The following is a 16676-nucleotide window of genomic DNA, read 5'->3' as shown; positions in this document are numbered from 1 at the left end:
ATCGGGGCGGACTGTCGGTGGGCGAGGCCCCGACTCCGCAGCTGTGCCGGGGTGTTGCCGCGCATCCGGGGAGTTTGACGCTACGGACGGTCCGAAACCAGCGGGTTCGCAGAATCTGGCGGTGGAAACGGCGGGAACCTGCTGGTGGGGTAGGTGTCCAGCACTGAGATGGCCGTGGGTTGGGTGCCGGTAATCGCGTAGTCGGTCTGGCGAGGCTGAGGCAGCATCCTGGTCATGGGACAGCCTGCTGATGTGCTCCGCGCTGCGAGGCCAATGCCGCGAGTGGTGCCGTCGCCCGCCGCTTGGACTTCACTGAGGTTGAGCGCGCGCGGGTGCCGGATGGGCCGGAAGCCCCCGGCGAGACGGGCGTCCATGTGAGATGGCGCCTTCAGATACGAGCCGCCACAGACCAGCAGGCTCGCGGGACCTCGGAGCTGTCTTGAGCCAGATCAGCGGTCGTTGGGACGTGCCGGCCGAACGGGCACGCGGGTTCGTGGTGTCTATCGGGATCGGCCGGGGGACTCTCACCGGGGTGGTGAGGTGCACATTTCTGGCTGGGTCGCGGAAGATCCGACGTTCGCGGCGCAGGCTCGAAACAGCGAAGGCAGCGAAGTGAACACCGAATAGTTGACGGCCGCTGTCTTCACTTCCTGCGCGGTCACTTCGCTCAGCGAGGCGAAATGCTCCCAGGTGCCGAGGACGGACACGACCGGAAGGGGCTCCGGATCGGGCCCGGGACAGGCTCCGGTTCGAGTCGAATTGGGACTTCGAGTGAGCCGTAAGGGGCTCCGGTTCGGCGAAGTAGAAGGGGCTCCGGATCGGCGAAGTAGGGGCCCGGCCGCACGTGACGGCCGGGCCCGGGTGGCCGGGGCAGACCCGGGCCACCGGTGCAGGCGCGGGCCACCGGTGCGGGCCCGGGCCACCGGTGCGGGCCCGAGTCACCGGGGCTGGTCAGCTCAGCGGCTTGGCCAGGACCGCCTTGCGGTGGCTGAACGTCTCCAGGGAATAGCGGCCGTGGTAGCTGCCCATGCCGCTCTCCCCCACCCCGCCGAACGGCAGGTCGGAGACGGTGAGATGGGCGAGGGGCAGACCGTGGCCGAGCCCTCCGGAGGAGGTCTCGTCGGCGATGCGCTCGCGCGTCTCGTCGGACTCGCTGAAAACGTAGAGGGCGAGCGGCTTGTCGCGGTCGTTGATGAACGCGATGGCCTCGTCGAGGCCGGCCACGGTCACGATCGGCAGGATCGGTCCGAAGATCTCCTCCTGCATGACGGGGGCGTCCGGTTCGACGTCCGCGAGGACGGTGGGCGGGAGGTACTTGGCCGTCCGGTCGCCGTCGCCGCCCACCGCGACGCGGCCGGAGCCGAGCAGCCCGGAGAGCCGTTCGAAGTGCCGTTCGTTGACGATCCGGCCGTACTCCGGCGAGCGCGCCGGGTCCGGGCCGAACAGTCCCCCGACCGCGCGGACCAGTGCGGCCTCCAGACCCGGGGCAGTCTCCGGGTCGGTCAGGACGTAGTCGGGTGCGACACAGGTCTGGCCGGCGTTGAGGAACTTTCCGCGGGCCAGCCGGTCGGCGACCACGTCCAGGTCGGTGCCGCGGTCCACGAACACCGGGGACTTGCCGCCCAGTTCGAGGGTGACCGGGGTGAGGTGCTCGGCGGCGGCACGCATGACGATGCGGCCGACGGTGCCGTTGCCGGTGTAGAAGATGTGGTCGAAGCGCTCGGCCAGCAGGGCCGTGGTCTCCGGGACGCCGCCCTCGACGACGGCGACCGCGTCCCTGTCGAGGTAGGCGGGGATCAGTTCGGCCAGCGCGGCCGAGGTGGCGGGGGCCAGTTCGCTCGGCTTGGCCACGACCGCGTTGCCGGAGGCCAGCGCGCCGACCATGGGGGCGAGCAGGAGCTGCGCCGGGTAGTTCCAGGGCGCGATGACGAGGACGACGCCCAGCGGGTCGTACTGGGTCCAGGCCGTGGCGTCGGCGCCGAGGTGGGGCGGGACCGGCGCGGGCTCGGGACGCAGCCAGTCCGCGAGGTGCTCCAGGGTGTGGTCGATCTCGCGGACGGTGAAGTCGATCTCGGTGCGGTGGGCCTCGGCGCTGCTCTTCCCGAGGTCGGCACGGAGGGCGGCGGCGAGGTCCGCGCCGCGTTCCGAGAGCATCGCGCGCAGCCGGCGCAGCTGGCCGGTGCGCCATTCGACGGGCTTGGTGCGGCCGCTGCGGAAGGTGGCCCGCAGCCGGGCCACGACGTCGGCGGGCTGCTCGGGGGTGGAGTGGTTCACGGATGCCTCGCAGGTGGAGCACGGGCGGGTCGGCCCGAGCCTAGGTCAGTCAGATGTAAACGCCAACCTTTCAGGTACCCAAGTAAATCCCGTCGGCCGACGCGGGTGACCAGTGTCACGCCGACGGGCTACCGAGGCCGCACCGACGCCACGGCGGCCAGGCCCCTCCGGCCCACTCCCGGCCGGCTCGAGCACCACAGCCGGCTGGAGCACACTCGTCTCGAGCACAGTCGGCTCGATCTCGGACGACGCGAGCACGGCCGGCGCGACGACCGCCGCGACGCGACCGCCGCGGCACCTCAGGTCAGCGGCTGCTCAACACCCGGCGGGCCAGCGCGTGCGTGCCCACCGCGGCGACGCCTGCGAAACCGAGCGCCTGGACCACGTCACGCGGCCGGGCGGGCCGCAGCACCCCCGCGCGCCGCAGCCGGCCGCGTGCCCACAGGGTGAAGGGGATGACCACCAGCGGGCTGGTCACGGAGCCCGGCGTGTAGCCGCGGGCCGCGGCCGCCTGGGCCAGGTGCACGACACCGTGCAGGCCGAAGCCGTTCAGTGCCGTCTGGTAGACGGCGGACCGTCCGCCCGTCCGGTACCCGTCGACGGCGGCCACCCCGACCACGACGGCCATCGCCGCGACGGCGGTGGCGAACTCGCGACCGTCCACCGCCTCCAGTTGCCGCCACACGCCCTCGGGCACCTGGGGGTAGCGCTTGCGCAGCTCCGGGACCCGGGTACGTACCCAGCGCGGCACGGTCACCAGTTCCTCGGTGTCGTGCAGGGCCCAGGCCGCCAGCAGCCCGAGAGTGACGGAGGTGTCTGCCTGCGGTGCTCGTCGTTTCATGAACTCATAGTCTGCCGCACGCAGTTGACGGGCTCAGTACCGGGTGGCGGGCACCGACCGGGAGCGACCGCCCACAGGCCGCCGTCCCTCGCCGGTCGCGCGGGCGGTGGCCGGCATCGCGCCGTCGGCCGTGGCAATGACAGCGACAGCGACAGCGGCAACAGCAACAGCAACGGCACCGACAGCGACAGCAGCGCCGCGCCGCGCCGTGCCGGGGGCTTCAGTCCTCGCCCTGGTCCCTGAGCACGACGAGGAACGAGTCCGAGTTCAGGTCCATCACCACGGTGGCGTGCTCCCCCTCGGCACGCCGGGCCGCCGCGTACTCCTCCGCCGGCCACGAGCCACGCGGAGAACCTGCGGGGAATCGCTCCAGCACCTTCGCACTCATGGCGGCGGACACCTCCGGTTCGCTCGGACGGAACGTACATCCTGTACTGCTGCGCCTGCCCCGGACCTCGGCGGACATGTCACCACGTGCGGAAGCGGGCGCATCCGCGGACCCGGTCCGGCCCGAAGTGCTCCATGTCCGCACCACTCGCCCCGGAGCCGCGCCATGTACGTCTCGGTCGTCCTGTTCACCGCCGACCTGCGCCTGTACGACCACCCGCCCCTGCGAGCCGCACTGAGCGGCCGCCGTCAGGTCGTCCCGCTGTTCGTCCGCGACCCGGGGGTGGCCGCCGCCGGCTTCGCCGCGCCCAACCGGCTGGCGTTCCTCGCCGACTGCCTGCGGGACCTCGACGCCGGGCTGCGCGAGCGCGGCGGACGGCTGGTGGTGCGTTCGGGCGACGTCGTGGAGGCGGTGTGCAAGGTGGCCGCGGAGTCGGACGCCGACGAGGTGCACATGGCGGCCGGCGTGAGCGCGTACGCCCAGGCCCGGGAGCGGCGGCTGCGGCGCGCTCTGGAGGCCGAGGGGCGGCGGCTGCACGTCCACGACTCGGTGGTCACCGCGGTGCCGCCCGGCGCGGTGACCCCGGCCTCCTCGGACCACTTCGCCGTGTTCACGCCGTACTTCCGGCAGTGGTCGGGGCAGCGACTGCGGGACGTCCTCGCGGCACCCCGCTCCGTCCGTGTCCCGGCAGGTGTCGGATCCGAGGAACTGCCGTCCCGCGCCGCGCTGTCGGGCCTCTCGCCGGGGCTGGCCGAAGGCGGCGAGGCGATGGGCAGGAAGCGGCTCACGGCCTGGCTCCGCTCCGGTGTCGCCGGCTACGCGGACCGGCACGACGACCTCGCAGGGGACGCGACCTCCCGGCTCTCGCCGCACCTGCACTTCGGCACCCTGTCCCCCGTGGAACTGGTCCACCGGGCCCGCGGGGCGGCCGGTCCGGGCGGGGAGGCGTTCGTACGGCAGGTCGCCTGGCGGGACTTCCACCACCAGGTGCTGGCGGCGCGTCCCGGTGCGGCCACCACCGACTACCGTACGAAGCACGACCGTTGGCGGTCGGAGCGGACGGCCCGGGACGACATCCGGGCGTGGCGCGAGGGCCGTACCGGCTATCCGGTGGTCGACGCGGCGATGCGCCAGCTGCTCCACGAGGGGTGGATGCACAACCGGGCCCGCCTGCTCACCGCGAGCTTCCTGGCCAAGACGCTGTACGTCGACTGGCGCATCGGGGCACGGCACTTCCTGGACCTCCTGGTCGACGGGGACATGGCCGACAACCAGCTCAACTGGCAGTGGGTCGCGGGCACCGGAACGGACACCCGCCCGAACCGTGTCCTGAACCCCGTCACCCAGGCCAGGCGGCACGACCCCGACGGCGCCTACGTCCGCCGCTGGGTGCCCGAACTGCGGGGCGTGGCGGGCGGGGCGGTGCACGAGCCGTGGAAGCTGCCGGCCCCGGACAGAGCCGCCCTAGGCGCCTACCCGGACCCGATCGTCGACCTCGCCGACGGACTGGCCCGCTTCAGACGCGCCCGCAGCCGCGGATGAGCGGGCCGGGGCCCCCGACCGGGCTCGCCTGGGGCCGCTGCCCCCGGGACCCGGCCGAGCGGGATCCGAGCCCCTGCCCCCCCCTCACGCGGACCTACCAGGCCCCCGGCCGAGCGGGGTCCCGGCCCCTGCCCCCCTCACGCGGACCTACCGGGCCCCCGGCCGAGCGGGGTCCGGGCCGCTGTCCTCGTCACGCGGGCGTACCGGGCGGCGTGACGCCATAGGCGTCCGCGAGGGTGCCGACGGCCTCCTCCAGGGCGGTCGGGCGGAGCATGCCGCGGGCGGGGCGGCCGCTCCAGCCGGGGCCGGCGAGCATCATCAGGGGCTGCGCCCGGGCACCCTTGACGCCCCACTCCATGGCGGCCACGTGCTCGGCCAGCGGCAGGCTCGCGGTGGAGCGTGCCTGCGCCCAGAGCACCACGGCCGCGGGGCCCAGCCGCCGTACCGCGGCGAGGAGCGCTTCCGCCGGAACCGCCGCGCCGAACATCCGTGCCGGGACGCCGAGTCGGCTCAGCGCGGCGTTGAGCGCCTCCAGCGGGAGCGTGTGCTGTTCGCCGGGGACGCAGGCCAGGAGCACGGGGCCTGCTCCCGTGGTCCCGGCCGTGGCCACGGGCCGTCGCGTGTGGCGGCGCAGGGCGGTGGACACGTGCCAGGACAGCAGGTGCTCCACCTCGACGTACCGGTCCCCCGAGGAGGCCCACTTGCGGCCCACGGCGTGCAGGGTCGGGACCATCACCTCCTGCCAGGCGGTGAGGAGGCCGTACCGGTCCATGGCGGTCTCCAGCCGCTCCTCCACGGCAGGGGCGTCGAGCCGGACGGCCGCACGGGCCAGGCCCCGGCCCTCCTGCCGGGCCTCAGCGGACAGCACGGCACCGGTGCCGGCCGGCCGGGCGGCGGGCACCGGTGTCCTGCCGGGCGGGCGCCGGACGGACGCCGGGTACGCCCGCTCCTGCCGCGCGGTCCGGGCGGCCTCGGCGGGCGGGACGCCGGACGCGGTCAGCCGGCACATGGCCTCGAGGACGGTCACGTCCTCGGGCGTCCAGCGCCGGTGCCGGCCGTCGGTGCGCGCGGCGGGGCCGATGCCGTAACGGCGGTCCCAGGAGCGGAGGGTGGTGGGCGAGACTCCGAGCCGGCGGGCCAGCGCGCCGGTCGTCAACGCCGGCTCGGCGGTCCATGGTTCCGCACTCAGCGCCGGCTCCACGGTCCCAGATTCCGTCGTCCGCACCGGCTCGGCGGTCCCAGATTCCGTCGTTCGCACCGGCTCGGCGGTCCCAGGTTCGGTCGTCCGCGCCGCTTCGCTCGGGTCCATACGACGACGATACGACGCAGAAGCGATGCGAGTTGTCCGTTCGACGCACCGGCTCGGATCATGCGGACACGGGGCCGACGCCGGGGAAGGACCGGCGAGCGCCCTGGTCCGCCGTCGGCCGGGGCGTTGCCCGGGCCGGCCCCTTCGAGACGAAGGAGCCGTCGTCATGAGCCCGGATCCGACTGTCGTGGCGGCCGGTGCCGCCGCTGCGGACGACCGGTCCGCCGACGCGCTGCCGGGGCCCGGCGACGCATACCTCGTCCAGGGTCTGGCGGCCGGCGACGACGCCTGTCTGGCGCTGGTCCACCGCCGTTGGTCGCCCATGGTGCACGCGCTGGCGTGGCGCACGCTGGGGGACGCGACGGAGGCCGAGGACGTCACACAGCAGGTGTTCCTCGGCGTCTGGCGCGGCTGCGCCGGGTACCGGCCCGATCGCGGGACGGTGGCCGGGTGGATCACCGGCATCACCCGGCGCAAGATCGCCGACGCGCTCTCCGCCCGGACGCGCCGCGGCGAGCTGGTCGCTGCGGCCGCCGCGGCCCTGTCGCCGGACGAGCCGGCCGCCGGGCGCCCCGAGGCCACGCTGGACCGTGTCGTCGTACGCCACGCCCTGGCCCGGCTCCCCGCGCCCCAGCAACGGGTGCTGTGCCTCGCCTACTACGAGGACCTCACCCAGACCCAGATCGCGGAGCGCACGGGATGGCCGCTGGGCACGGTCAAGAGCCATGCGCGAAGGGGTCTGCACCAGCTGCGCCGCACCTTGGAACACCTCTACACATAAATAAGAAATAAGAGCAAACTGGACTATGCGGCGCCAACCGCACACCGGGCCGGACCCGGTCTGGGTCGGCACAGTCGAAGGAGACGACTCATGGCCAACTTGCACAGGGGTGACATATCGAGCCACCCCGATGTCTCCGAAATGCGGGATCGCTACGCTCGCATGCTCGGCGGTCGTGACGTGGCACTCGTGGACGGGCCCGTGTTCCTGCTCGGCCTGTACTGTGCCGCGTCCCCGTGGATCGTGCACTACTCGGCGAACCAGCCCGCCCTCGCGACCCACAACCTGATCCTGGGCATAGCCATCGGCCTGCTGGCTCTGGGATTCACCCGCGCCCCCGAGCGGATGTACGGCCTGAGCTGGGCCATGTGCGCCATGGGCATCTGGATGATCATCGCCCCCTGGATCGTGGGCCGGGCTCCGGATGCGGGCGTCATCGTCAACAACATCGTCATCGGAGCGCTGGCCCTCGCCCTCGGCCTGGTGTGCGCCGGCACGGCGGCGAAGAGCACTCCCAGGCCATAGCGGAGCCCCGCAAGAGCTGCGAAAGAGAAGACAGAGGAAAGGAAGGGAACAAGAGCGTGGCCGGTCCGCCCGGGCGGACCGGCCTTCGCCGTGTCCGTTCAGCGGTCCGGGACCAGCCACGGCTCCTGCGGCAGCGTCCGGCCGGTCTCCAGCAGTGACTCGAGGCCGGACAGCACGGCCGGCAAATCCGTCACTTCGCGGGCGTCGTACTCCGCCTCGCCTCAGGGGTGTCGTACTCCTCGCTGATCTCCTTCGGTCCGAACGGCCACACCCGTTCCAGCCGCGCCCAGACCGCATAGGCCACACAGCCGAGGGCCACCCAGGCGAGGGACCACTCGACGGGATGACGGCCCGGGGAGTTCCTGTCCGCGTAGCCGTAGATCACGCACCAGCCGACGAAGGCGACGACGCTCGGCAGGGGATAGAGCCACATCCGGTACGGCCGGCGCAGGGCCGGCTGCCGGTGGCGCAGCACGGTCAGCGCGACGATCTGGGCGAGCGCCTGGACGATGATCATCACCGTGGTGAGCAGCTGGATCAGGGTGGCGAGATCGGTGTGGCGGCCGATCAGGAACCCCACGGCGGTGACCACGCCCATGGTGGCGAGGCCGAGCACCGGGAAGCGGTGCCTGGGGTGCAGCTTCCCGTAGGGCCGGAAGAAGACCCGGTCGCGGGCGGCGTCGTAGGGCACCCGGGAGCCGCCCAGCAACCCGGTGAACACGGAGGCGAACGCGGTGACCAGGATCAGCACGGTGACCGTGTCGGCGGCGCCCTTCCCCCAGGTCTCCTCCAGCACCGCGCTGGCCACCGAGGTGGAGGCGATGTCCTGCGGGTCGGTCATCCGGTGCCAGTCGACGACGCCGAGGGTACCGATCTGGAGCAGCAGGTAGATCGCCATGATGCCCAGGATCGACAGGAGGACGGAGCGCGGCAGGGTGCGCCCGGGGTCCTTGACCTCGGCGCCCATGTACGCGGTGGTGTTGTAACCGAGGTAGTCGTAGATGCCGATCGTCAGCCCCGCGGCGAAACCCGGCCAGAAGTGCGCGCCGGTGAGGTCGAAGGCGTGCGCCGGATAGGTGAAGGCGAGGTGCGGGCTGAAGCCGCTCGCGGCGGCCACGATGACCAGCAGCACCGAGGCGACCATCACGGTCCACATCACGGCGGTGATCCGGGCGATGTGCTCGATGCCGCGCCACAGGAGGATCACCACCAGCGCGATGACGCCGAGGCCGATCAGGTCGCCGGCGGTCCGCCCCAGGCCGGGCGCGAGATAGCCCAGGTACTGGACGAAGCCGACCACGCCCGTGGACATGATCAGCGGGATGAAGAGCATCGCCGTCCACACGAACAGGAACGGCATGAGGCGGCCGGTGCGGTACTGGAAGGCCTGGCGCAGATAGACGTAGCTGCCGCCGGAGCCGGGCATCGAGGCCCCCAGCTCGGCCCAGACCAGCCCGTCGCACAGCGCCAGGACCGCGCCCGCGACGAAGCCTACGACCGCCTGGGGGCCGCCGAACGCGGCGACCATCAGCGGGATCGTCACGAACGGGCCGATGCCGCACATCTGGCTCATGTTGATCGCCGTGGCCTGGAACAGACCGACACGACGGACGAAGCCACCCGTGGGTGGCGGGCTACCGGACATGGGGACTCCTGACGCGACGTGCGCTGCGGGCCACCCGGCGGGGCCGACTGGCCGATAAAGTTAAGGAGACTTACTAGACACGTCAAGTACATGGCACGGGTGCACGAGAATGGTGCGATGCGCGCAGGTGACGTCACGGAGCAGCAGGAACAGCCCTGGAACCGCCGGCGCCTGCGCAGTACCAACGAGCGGTTGCTGCTGGAGCGGCTGCGCGGCCTCGGCGCGGCCTCGCGCGCCCAGCTGGCCCGGGAGACGGGTCTGTCCAAGCCGACCGTGTCCAGCGCGCTCGCCTCGCTCGCGGCGGCCGGCCTGGTCCACGAGGTCGGCACGCACGCCCCGGAACGCGGACGCACCGCCGTGCTCTACGCCCCCGACCCGGCGGCCGGGTACGCGCTCGGCGTGGACATCGGGCGGGGCTGGCTGCGGGTGGCGGTGGCCGACCTGGACGGCACGGTCGTCGCCCGGGCCGACGTGCGCAACCGGGCCCGCGCCTCGGCCGCGCTGGCCGGCCTGGTCGTGGACACCGCCCGGCAGGTGACGGCCAACTCGGGTGTGGACCCGGCCGAGGTGGTGCACGGGGTGGTCGGCACGCCCGGTGTCTACGACGAGAAGCAGCGGCGGGTGCGGTACGCGATGCACCTGCCGGGCTGGGGCCGGGCGGGGATCGTCGACCGGATGAGCACGGAACTCGGCGTGCCGCTGGAGGTGCACAACGACGCCAATCTGGCCGCGCTCGGCGAGTACACCTACGGCGTCGGCGCGGGGAGCCGGCTCTTCGCCTACATCCTGATAGGCACCGGCCTCGGCATGGGGATCGTCGGCGAGGGGCGGCTGTTCACGGGGGCGCACGGACTGGCCGGGGAGATCGGTTTCCTGCCCTGGCCCGGGGGGCGCAAACCGGAGCGGCTGGAGGACGCGGTGTCCGGGGAGGCGGTGGTGGAGGCCGCCCGGCAGTTCGGGATGAGCGGACAGCTCACCGCGAAGGCCGTGTTCGACGCGGCCCGGCAGGGGCATCCGGCCGCCGTCCGGGCGGTGCAGCTGGAGGGCGAGCGGATCGCGCACACGGTGGCGGCCGCCGCCGCGGTGCTCGACCCGGACCTGGTGGTGCTCGGCGGCGGGGTCGGGCACAGCGTCGACCTGCTGCTGCGGCCGGTCCAGGAGCATCTGCGCACCCTCACGCCGCTGCGCCCGCGGATCGCACCGGGCCGGCTGGGCGAGGACGCGGTGCTGCTCGGCGCGGTGGCCACGGCTCTGGACACCGCTCGTGCCATGGTGTTCGAGCGCCGGACGGCCGGAACCTGACCCGGGCAACGCCCACGAGGGCGCGGATCGTTGACACGGCACGGGGCGCGTCCTAGCGTGACCCAGGTTAGTAAAGTTTCCTAACTTTACGAGGCTGGAGACCGCCGTGTTCCCTCGCCCCGCCCGTCGGTTCCCCACGGCCGCCGCGCTGCTCGCGCTGGCCGCCGCCCTTACCACCGGCGCCTGGGCCGGGTCCGGCACGACGGAGCGGCACCGGCCCGCCCCCGTCACCCACGTCCCCTCCGCCGCCGGCAGCAGCACCCCGCTCTCCGGCTACGCCGTGCAGTCCACGGCGAAGGTGGGCGACTCCGCGGCGGCCGTGTCCTCCCCCGGCTATCCGGCGCGGGGCTGGTACCCGGCGGGCCCTCACTCCACGGTGCTGGCCGCCCTGCTCGCGAACGGGGTGTACGCCGACCCGTTCCACTCCACCAACCAGCAGCAGATCCCGAAGGCCGACTTCGAGGTGCCCTGGTGGTACCGGTCCGACTTCACCGTCGCGGACACCGCTGGACGCACGTACCTCGACTTCAGCGGCGTCGTCTCCGCGGCGGACGTCTACGTCAACGGCCACCGGGTCGCCGAGGCCGCGCGGGTCGCCGGCGCCTACACCCGGCACGAGCTGGACATCACCGCGCTGGTCCGGTCCGGCACGAACACGGTCGCCTTCCGCGTCCAGCCCAACGACCCGAACAAGAAGCTCACCATGGGCTGGCTCGACTGGCTCCAGCCGCCGCCCGACCGGAACATGGGGCTCGTCCGCGACGTCCTGGTCCGCAGGTCCGGCCCGGTCGCGCTGCGCGACGCGCACGTGGTCACCGAGCTGGCCGTGCCCTCGCTCGCCGCCGCCGACCTGACGGTCAAGGCCCTGGCCCGCAACGACACGGACGCCCCGGTCACGGCCGAGGTCGGTGGCAGCGTGGGCGGGGTCCGGTTCACCAGGACCGTCCCGCTCGCCGCGCACGAGACGAAATCCGTCACCTTCTCCCCCGCCGGCACCCCCGGCCTGCACCTCACCGGCCCCGAGGTGTGGTGGCCGGCCGGCATGGGCGGACAGCCGCTGTACGAACTCGCCCTCACCGCCACCGTCGCCGGAAGGGCGTCGGACACCGCGCACGAGACCTTCGGCATCCGTGACGTGCGGGCCCCGCTGAACTCCGGCGGCGCCCGCCAGTACCGGATCAACGGCCGGGAACTGCTGATCAAAGGCGGGGGCTGGTCCCCGGACGAGTTCCTGCGCTGGGACCGCGGCTACGCCGAGGACCGTCTGAGGTACGCGGTCGACCTGGGCCTGAACACGGTCCGGCTGGAGGGCCACCTGGAGCCGGACGAGTTCTTCGACCTGGCCGACCGCGTCGGCGTGCTCGTCCTGCCGGGCTGGGAGTGCTGCGACAAGTGGGAGGGTGACGTCAATCCCAGCGGCTCCGGAGAACGGTGGACGGATGCCGACCACTCCGTGGCGAAGGCGTCCATGGCGGCCGAGGCCGCCCGGCTGCGTGATCACCCGAGCGTGCTGTCCTTCCTGATCGGCAGCGACGCCGCGCCGAACGCGACGATCGAGAAGGACTACCTGGAGGCCCTTCGGGCGGCGGACTGGCCCGTCCCCGTCGTCCCCGCCGCGTCCGACGCCTCCTCGCCGCAACTCGGCGCATCGGGCATGAAGATGACGGGCCCCTACGACTGGGTGCCGCCCGGCTACTGGTACGCCAAGCGCGAGGGCGGGGCCACCGGCTTCAACTCCGAGACCAGCGCGGGCCCGAGCATCCCCACGATCGACACCCTGCGCCGGATGATGACCCCCGCCGAACTGGACACCCTCTGGAAGAGCCCCGACGCGAAGCAGTACCACCGCTCACCGTCCACCACCTTCGGCACGCTCCGGATCTACAACAAGGCACTCGCCGGCCGCTACGGAGCCCCCACGGGCCTCACCGACTACGTGCGCAAGGCCCAGCTCGCCCAGTACGAGAGCGTCCGCGCCCAGTTCGAGGCGTACGGCCGCGGCGCGACGGACACCAGCGGGCCCGCCACCGGGGTGATCCACTGGATGTTCAACAGCGGCTGGACCTCCCTGCACTGGCAGCTGACGGACCGCTACCTGGACCAGAACGGCGCCTACTTCGGCGCCAAGAAGGCGAACGAGCCGCTGCACGTCCAGTACTCCTACGACGACCGCTCGGTGGTCGTGGTGAACAACCGGCACAGCCGCGCCGAGCACCTCACCGCGCGGGCCACCCTCTTCGACCCAGACGGCACACAGCGCTACGACAGGACCGTCGCCGGGCTGACGGTGCCCGGTGACGGGGCGCACGGCCGCGCGCTGACCCTGCCGTCCGCGGTGAGCGGGCCGGCACGCACGCATCTGCTCCGGCTGGTGCTGACCGACGCGGACGGCAAGGAGGTGAGCCGGAACGTGTACTGGCTCTCCACCAGCCCCGACACCCTCGACTGGAACGGCACCACCTGGTACTACACACCGACGACGCGGTACGCCGACCTCAAGGGGCTCGCCTCGATGGCGCCGGCCCAGGTGTCGGCGACGGCGGCCACGACCTCGTCGGACGGCACCTCGACCACGACGGTGACCCTGCGCCGCACCGGCAGCGGGACGACTCCGGCACTGATGACGGACGTCCACCTCGTGGACGGGAAGGACAGGCCGGTGCTGCCCGTGCGCTGGTCGGACAACGAGGTGAGCCTGTGGCCGGGCGAGTCGGTGACGCTGACCGCCCAGTACCGTACGGCCGACCTGCACGGGTCGGCGCCGGGCGTGCGGGTCTCCGGGTGGAACACGGCGGAGCGGACGGTGCCCGCGGCCTGACGCGCACACGGAAGGACAGGGGGGTGAGCCCGTGCGGGCCACCCCCTGTCCGTGGCTCGGCCCGGCCTTCGCACGGCTCGGCCTGGCCCCTGCGTGCCTCAGCCGTGCCTCAGCCGACGTCGAGCGCGGCGTCGTCGATGACGAACGACGTCTGGAGGGTGGAGCCCTCGGTGCCGGTGAACTTGATCGTGACGGTCTGGCCGGCGTAGCTCGCGAGGTTGAGACTGCGCCGGGTGTAGCCGCTCGCCGCGTTCAGGTTCGAGTAGGTCGCGAGGGTCGACAGCACTGTTCCGCTGCTGTTCAGGACCTGCACCTTCAGGGTGTCGTAGGCCGTCGAGGTGGTCGTCTCGTCGGTGTCGACGTGGAGGTGGAAGCCGAGGGTGGCGCTCGTGCACCCGGCCGGGACGGAGACCGTCTGCGCGAGGGTGTCGGTGTGGGCCGAACCGTAGCCGTTCAGCCAGGCCTTGTAGGAGCCGGTGCGCGCGGCCTCGCCGGTGTCGGCGGTGATGACACCGCTGGTCGCGGTCCAGGAGGTGGCCCCCGACTCGAAGCCGGGGTTGGCCAGCAGCTGGGCGGCCGTGCAGGTGCCGCCACCGCCACCGCCGCCGCCCGCACCGGCGAGCCACTCGGTGGCGTTGAGGGCGAGGGGCGCGTTGGTGGCGCCGGAGTCGTTCCAGCCGTCGTACAGGGTGTTGCCGGACTGGCCGGTGCCGTCGTCGACCGGGGAGCTGTCGCCCCAGAACGCCACCCGGCCGCTGCCGAAGGTGCTGGTGGCGAAGAAGGCTCCGGTGTTGCCGGAGTAACCGGTGCGGTAGAGAAGGCCCTTGACGCCGGGGTTGTCGGCGGGCTTCAGGGTGGCGGTCGTGCCGCTGGCGATGAGGCTCTTGCCGACGGTGCCGAAGGAGCCGTGCAGCACCGGGTCGGTGCTGTCGGCGACGGCGGCGGGGTGGTCGGAGCCGATGCTCAGCGAGTCGACCGAGAAGCCGAACGGGTCGGTGGAGTCGACGCTGTTGTTCGTCATCAGGTCGTTGAAGATCTCGACCGCGTCGTAGCCGTCGTTGTTGCGGTCGGCGCCGGTGTGGTCGGAGATCATGAACAGTCCGCCGCCGTTCTTCACGAAGTTCATGATCGCCGTCTTCTCGGCGGCGGAGAACATCGTGTTGGGCTCGGGCAGCACCAGCGTGTCGAAGTTCGACAGGTCGGTCGCGGACGAGCCGCCGTAGGCGAGGCTCGAGCCCGAGGGCAGCGTCTTCAGGCTGTAGCCGCCGGTCTTCTGCAGCGCCACGCCCCAGGAGGACAGGGCGCCGGTCCAGTCGGTCTCGGCGGACGGGGAGGAGTCCTGGCCGAGCGGGTCGGGCTGGCTGGTGGAGATGATCCAGTCGGCGTTGCCGGCCGTCTCGGCGTGGGCGTTGTCGAACAGGACTCGGTGCGTGGTCGCCGCGCGGGCGGGCGTGCCGGTGCCGACCTGGACGGCGGCACCGGTGAGGAGCAGCCCGAAACCGGCCAGGGCGGTGGTGAATCTGCGGCGGGATCTCGGGGATCCGGGCATCCGGCGAACCTCCATGAGGGGTGGGGAGAGGCGGAACGGGCGCCGATTCTGCGCGCGTAGAGCCCGCTCGAGGGTTCTACACGCGTCGATCGGTTGAAAGGTACACGACATGAAGCCCTGGTGAACAGAAGCATCCGGCCACCACCGGGGCGGCGTGGCCGCGCCCACAGCGGGCACATGCCTCGTCAGCGGGGTTCGCAAACGGAAGCGTCGAAGAGGGATGGCCATGGAGATTTCAGGCGTGATCAGCGCCATCGTGATCGGTCTCGTCATCGGTGTACTGGGCCGGTTGGCCGTCCCCGGACGGCAGCACATCGGGGTCCTGTGGACCATCGTCGTCGGCATCGTGGCCGCGTTGCTGGGCTCGGCGATCGCCGCCGGGTTCGGGGTCGCCGACACCAAGGGGCCCGACTGGATCGAGTGGCTGATTCAGATCGCCCTGGCGGCGCTGGGGGTGGCCGCGCTGGACCGGACCCGCGCCCGGCGGTGAGTCAGCCCGCGTACAGGTACGGCGTCGTGGTGCTCACGGCGTGGAAGCCGAGGCGCTCCAGGATCGGACGGCTCATGGGTGAGGCGTCGACCTGGAGGTAGCGGTATCCGTGGGCGGCGGCGACCCGAGCCCGGTCGGCGACGAGGGCACGGTAGAGGCCCCGGCCGCGCCAGGCCGCGACGGTCCCGCCGCCCCACAGTCCGGCGAACGGGGTGCCCGGCACCAGCTCCATGCGGGCCGCGCCGACGGGTTCGGCACCGGCGAGGGCGACCACGGCGACGACGGTTCCTGGGGCGTCGGACAGGCGGGCGAGCAACTGGTGCCGCAGCCGGGCGCCGTCGGTGCCGAAGCTCTTCTCGTGCACGTCCACGACGAGTTCGACGCCGGCCGGGTCGGCGGCCCGCACGAGGCGGATGCCCTGCGGAGGTGCCGTGGCCGGTGCGAGTCCGGCCACCTCGCCGATCATCAGCGTCTCCTCGGGCTCGGCCCGGAAGCCGGCGGCGAGCAGCCGGGTCGCGAGGTCCGCCGGCTCGTCATGGGCGTAGAGCTTCCACTCGAAGTCCCGGCCCAGCGCGGTGAAGCGGGTGATCTGCTCCCGGACGGCGCGGTCCGCGCCCTTCGCGTCCAGGCCGGACCAGAGCACGCCGTTCCAGCCCTGCGGGCCGGCGACCTGACGCACCACCGCACCGGCCCGCTCGATCCGGGCCCCCGGGCCGTCGGGCAGGGCGCCCTCCCGCATGACCCGGTCGTACAGGGCGAGCACGGCGCTGTGATCCATGCCCCCACTCCAGCAGGAACGACCCGGCTGGGCAAAGGAATTACCGGCCACCGCCCGCACCGGCTCCCGGCCGTACCGCCGCCAGGTAGGCGCTGAGCCGGTCGCGGTTGCGGGCCAGGCAGTCGATGCGGGACTGGATGCGGTCGATGTGCCCCTGCAGCAGCGCGGCCGTCTCCGGCGGCACGCTCCCGGGGTCCGGGACGAGGTCGCCGGGCCCGCACAGGTACGGCAGCAGCGCGCGGATCATCTCGGTGGTGAGGCCGGAGTCCAGCAGTCCGCGGATCTGCTGCACGTCCGCGACCGCGGACTCGGGGTAGCTGCGGTAGCCGTTCCCGGTGCGGTCCGGACGCAGGAGGCGCTGATCCTCGTAGTAGCGCAGCAGGCGGGTCGGGACGCCCGTACGGCGGGACAGTTCACCGATGCGCACGGGCGCC

14 protein-coding genes are annotated in these 16676 nt (G+C 72.7%); 6 read left to right on the top strand and 8 right to left on the bottom strand.

Features of this window, described 5'->3' with window-relative positions; genetic code table 11:
• Window positions 1-951 precede the first annotated feature (951 nt).
• The 3 genes from JK359_RS22095 to JK359_RS22085 all read right to left on the bottom strand — a co-directional run bounded on the left by JK359_RS22095 (window position 952) and on the right by JK359_RS22085 (window position 3503).
• Window positions 952-2274, bottom strand: a complete 1323-nt coding sequence (locus JK359_RS22095; RefSeq protein WP_201838241.1) for an aldehyde dehydrogenase family protein — start codon at window positions 2272-2274, stop codon at window positions 952-954.
• A 304-nt stretch (window positions 2275-2578) separates the two neighbouring features.
• Window positions 2579-3115, bottom strand: a complete 537-nt coding sequence (locus tag JK359_RS22090) for an HXXEE domain-containing protein (protein WP_201838239.1) — start codon at window positions 3113-3115, stop codon at window positions 2579-2581.
• Between the two features lie 220 nt (window positions 3116-3335).
• Window positions 3336-3503: a DUF8839 family protein gene (locus JK359_RS22085; RefSeq protein WP_201838237.1), complete on the bottom strand. Its 168-nt coding sequence runs from the start codon at window positions 3501-3503 to the stop codon at window positions 3336-3338.
• A 165-nt stretch (window positions 3504-3668) separates the two neighbouring features.
• Here JK359_RS22085 and JK359_RS22080 point away from each other — a divergent pair, with 165 nt between their 5' ends.
• Complete coding sequence (locus tag JK359_RS22080; protein WP_201838235.1) at window positions 3669-5045, top strand: cryptochrome/photolyase family protein; 1377 nt, start codon at window positions 3669-3671, stop codon at window positions 5043-5045.
• Window positions 5046-5235: 190 nt separating this feature from the next.
• On the opposite strand, the gene JK359_RS22075 is transcribed toward JK359_RS22080, so the two are convergent.
• A complete protein-coding gene (locus JK359_RS22075; protein WP_236678261.1) occupies window positions 5236-6234 on the bottom strand; it encodes a MerR family transcriptional regulator in 999 nt (332 codons plus the stop codon).
• 286 nt (window positions 6235-6520) lie between these two features.
• Between JK359_RS22075 and JK359_RS22070 the strand changes: the two genes are divergently transcribed.
• Together JK359_RS22070 and JK359_RS22065 are read left to right on the top strand one after the other, a co-directional pair.
• Window positions 6521-7135, top strand: coding sequence for a sigma-70 family RNA polymerase sigma factor (locus JK359_RS22070; RefSeq protein WP_201838231.1), 615 nt, complete (start codon window positions 6521-6523; stop codon window positions 7133-7135).
• A gap of 90 nt (window positions 7136-7225) precedes the next feature.
• Window positions 7226-7660, top strand: coding sequence for an SPW repeat protein (locus JK359_RS22065; protein ID WP_201838223.1), 435 nt, complete (start codon window positions 7226-7228; stop codon window positions 7658-7660).
• 190 nt (window positions 7661-7850) lie between these two features.
• On the opposite strand, the gene JK359_RS22060 is transcribed toward JK359_RS22065, so the two are convergent.
• Window positions 7851-9305, bottom strand: coding sequence for an APC family permease (locus JK359_RS22060; RefSeq protein WP_201838221.1), 1455 nt, complete (start codon window positions 9303-9305; stop codon window positions 7851-7853).
• Between the two features lie 117 nt (window positions 9306-9422).
• Here JK359_RS22060 and JK359_RS22055 point away from each other — a divergent pair, with 117 nt between their 5' ends.
• Both JK359_RS22055 and JK359_RS22050 read left to right on the top strand, forming a co-directional pair.
• Window positions 9423-10607, top strand: coding sequence for an ROK family protein (locus JK359_RS22055; RefSeq protein ID WP_201838219.1), 1185 nt, complete (start codon window positions 9423-9425; stop codon window positions 10605-10607).
• A gap of 106 nt (window positions 10608-10713) precedes the next feature.
• Window positions 10714-13425: a glycoside hydrolase family 2 protein gene (locus JK359_RS22050; protein WP_201838217.1), complete on the top strand. Its 2712-nt coding sequence runs from the start codon at window positions 10714-10716 to the stop codon at window positions 13423-13425.
• A gap of 109 nt (window positions 13426-13534) precedes the next feature.
• Here the strand turns inward: JK359_RS22050 and JK359_RS22045 are convergent, their stop codons facing one another.
• Window positions 13535-14974 carry a hydrolase gene (locus JK359_RS22045; protein ID WP_201838215.1) on the bottom strand — a complete coding sequence of 480 codons (1440 nt, stop codon included), beginning with the start codon at window positions 14972-14974 and terminating at the stop codon, window positions 13535-13537.
• Between the two features lie 226 nt (window positions 14975-15200).
• On the opposite strand from JK359_RS22045, the gene JK359_RS22040 reads away from it, so the two are divergent.
• The gene (locus JK359_RS22040) at window positions 15201-15464 is read left to right on the top strand and encodes a GlsB/YeaQ/YmgE family stress response membrane protein (RefSeq protein ID WP_201838213.1); all 264 of its coding nucleotides are present in this window, start codon (window positions 15201-15203) and stop codon (window positions 15462-15464) included.
• A gap of 1 nt (window position 15465) precedes the next feature.
• Here the strand turns inward: JK359_RS22040 and JK359_RS22035 are convergent, their stop codons facing one another.
• Both JK359_RS22035 and JK359_RS22030 read right to left on the bottom strand, forming a co-directional pair.
• Window positions 15466-16242, bottom strand: coding sequence for a GNAT family N-acetyltransferase (locus tag JK359_RS22035; protein ID WP_201838211.1), 777 nt, complete (start codon window positions 16240-16242; stop codon window positions 15466-15468).
• 40 nt (window positions 16243-16282) lie between these two features.
• On the bottom strand, window positions 16283-16669 hold the full coding sequence (locus JK359_RS22030; RefSeq protein ID WP_201838209.1) for a MerR family transcriptional regulator: 387 nt from the start codon (window positions 16667-16669) through the stop codon (window positions 16283-16285).
• Between the last annotated feature and the right edge of the window lie 7 nt (window positions 16670-16676).

Source organism: Streptomyces actinomycinicus (assembly GCF_016741775.1).
GTDB classification, from domain to species: Bacteria; Actinomycetota; Actinomycetes; order Streptomycetales; family Streptomycetaceae; genus Streptomyces; species Streptomyces actinomycinicus.
The sequence above is the reverse complement of the archived record's forward strand: the minus strand, read 5'-3'. Positions and strand labels throughout refer to the sequence as shown.

Bases quoted from the DNA above. Each gene is read 5' to 3' on its own strand.
- JK359_RS22085 (WP_201838237.1), bottom strand. From the start codon at position 3,503: ATGAGTGCGAAGGTGCTGGAGCGATTCCCCGCAGGTTCTCCGCGTGGC.
- JK359_RS22035 (WP_201838211.1), bottom strand. From the start codon at position 16,242: ATGGATCACAGCGCCGTGCTCGCCCTGTACGACCGGGTCATGCGGGAG.
- JK359_RS22080 (WP_201838235.1), top strand. From the start codon at position 3,669: ATGTACGTCTCGGTCGTCCTGTTCACCGCCGACCTGCGCCTGTACGAC.
- JK359_RS22055 (WP_201838219.1), top strand. From the start codon at position 9,423: ATGCGCGCAGGTGACGTCACGGAGCAGCAGGAACAGCCCTGGAACCGC.
- JK359_RS22065 (WP_201838223.1), top strand. From the start codon at position 7,226: ATGGCCAACTTGCACAGGGGTGACATATCGAGCCACCCCGATGTCTCC.
- JK359_RS22045 (WP_201838215.1), bottom strand. From the start codon at position 14,974: ATGCCCGGATCCCCGAGATCCCGCCGCAGATTCACCACCGCCCTGGCC.
- JK359_RS22040 (WP_201838213.1), top strand. From the start codon at position 15,201: ATGGAGATTTCAGGCGTGATCAGCGCCATCGTGATCGGTCTCGTCATC.
- JK359_RS22070 (WP_201838231.1), top strand. From the start codon at position 6,521: ATGAGCCCGGATCCGACTGTCGTGGCGGCCGGTGCCGCCGCTGCGGAC.
- JK359_RS22060 (WP_201838221.1), bottom strand. From the start codon at position 9,305: ATGTCCGGTAGCCCGCCACCCACGGGTGGCTTCGTCCGTCGTGTCGGT.
- JK359_RS22090 (WP_201838239.1), bottom strand. From the start codon at position 3,115: ATGAAACGACGAGCACCGCAGGCAGACACCTCCGTCACTCTCGGGCTG.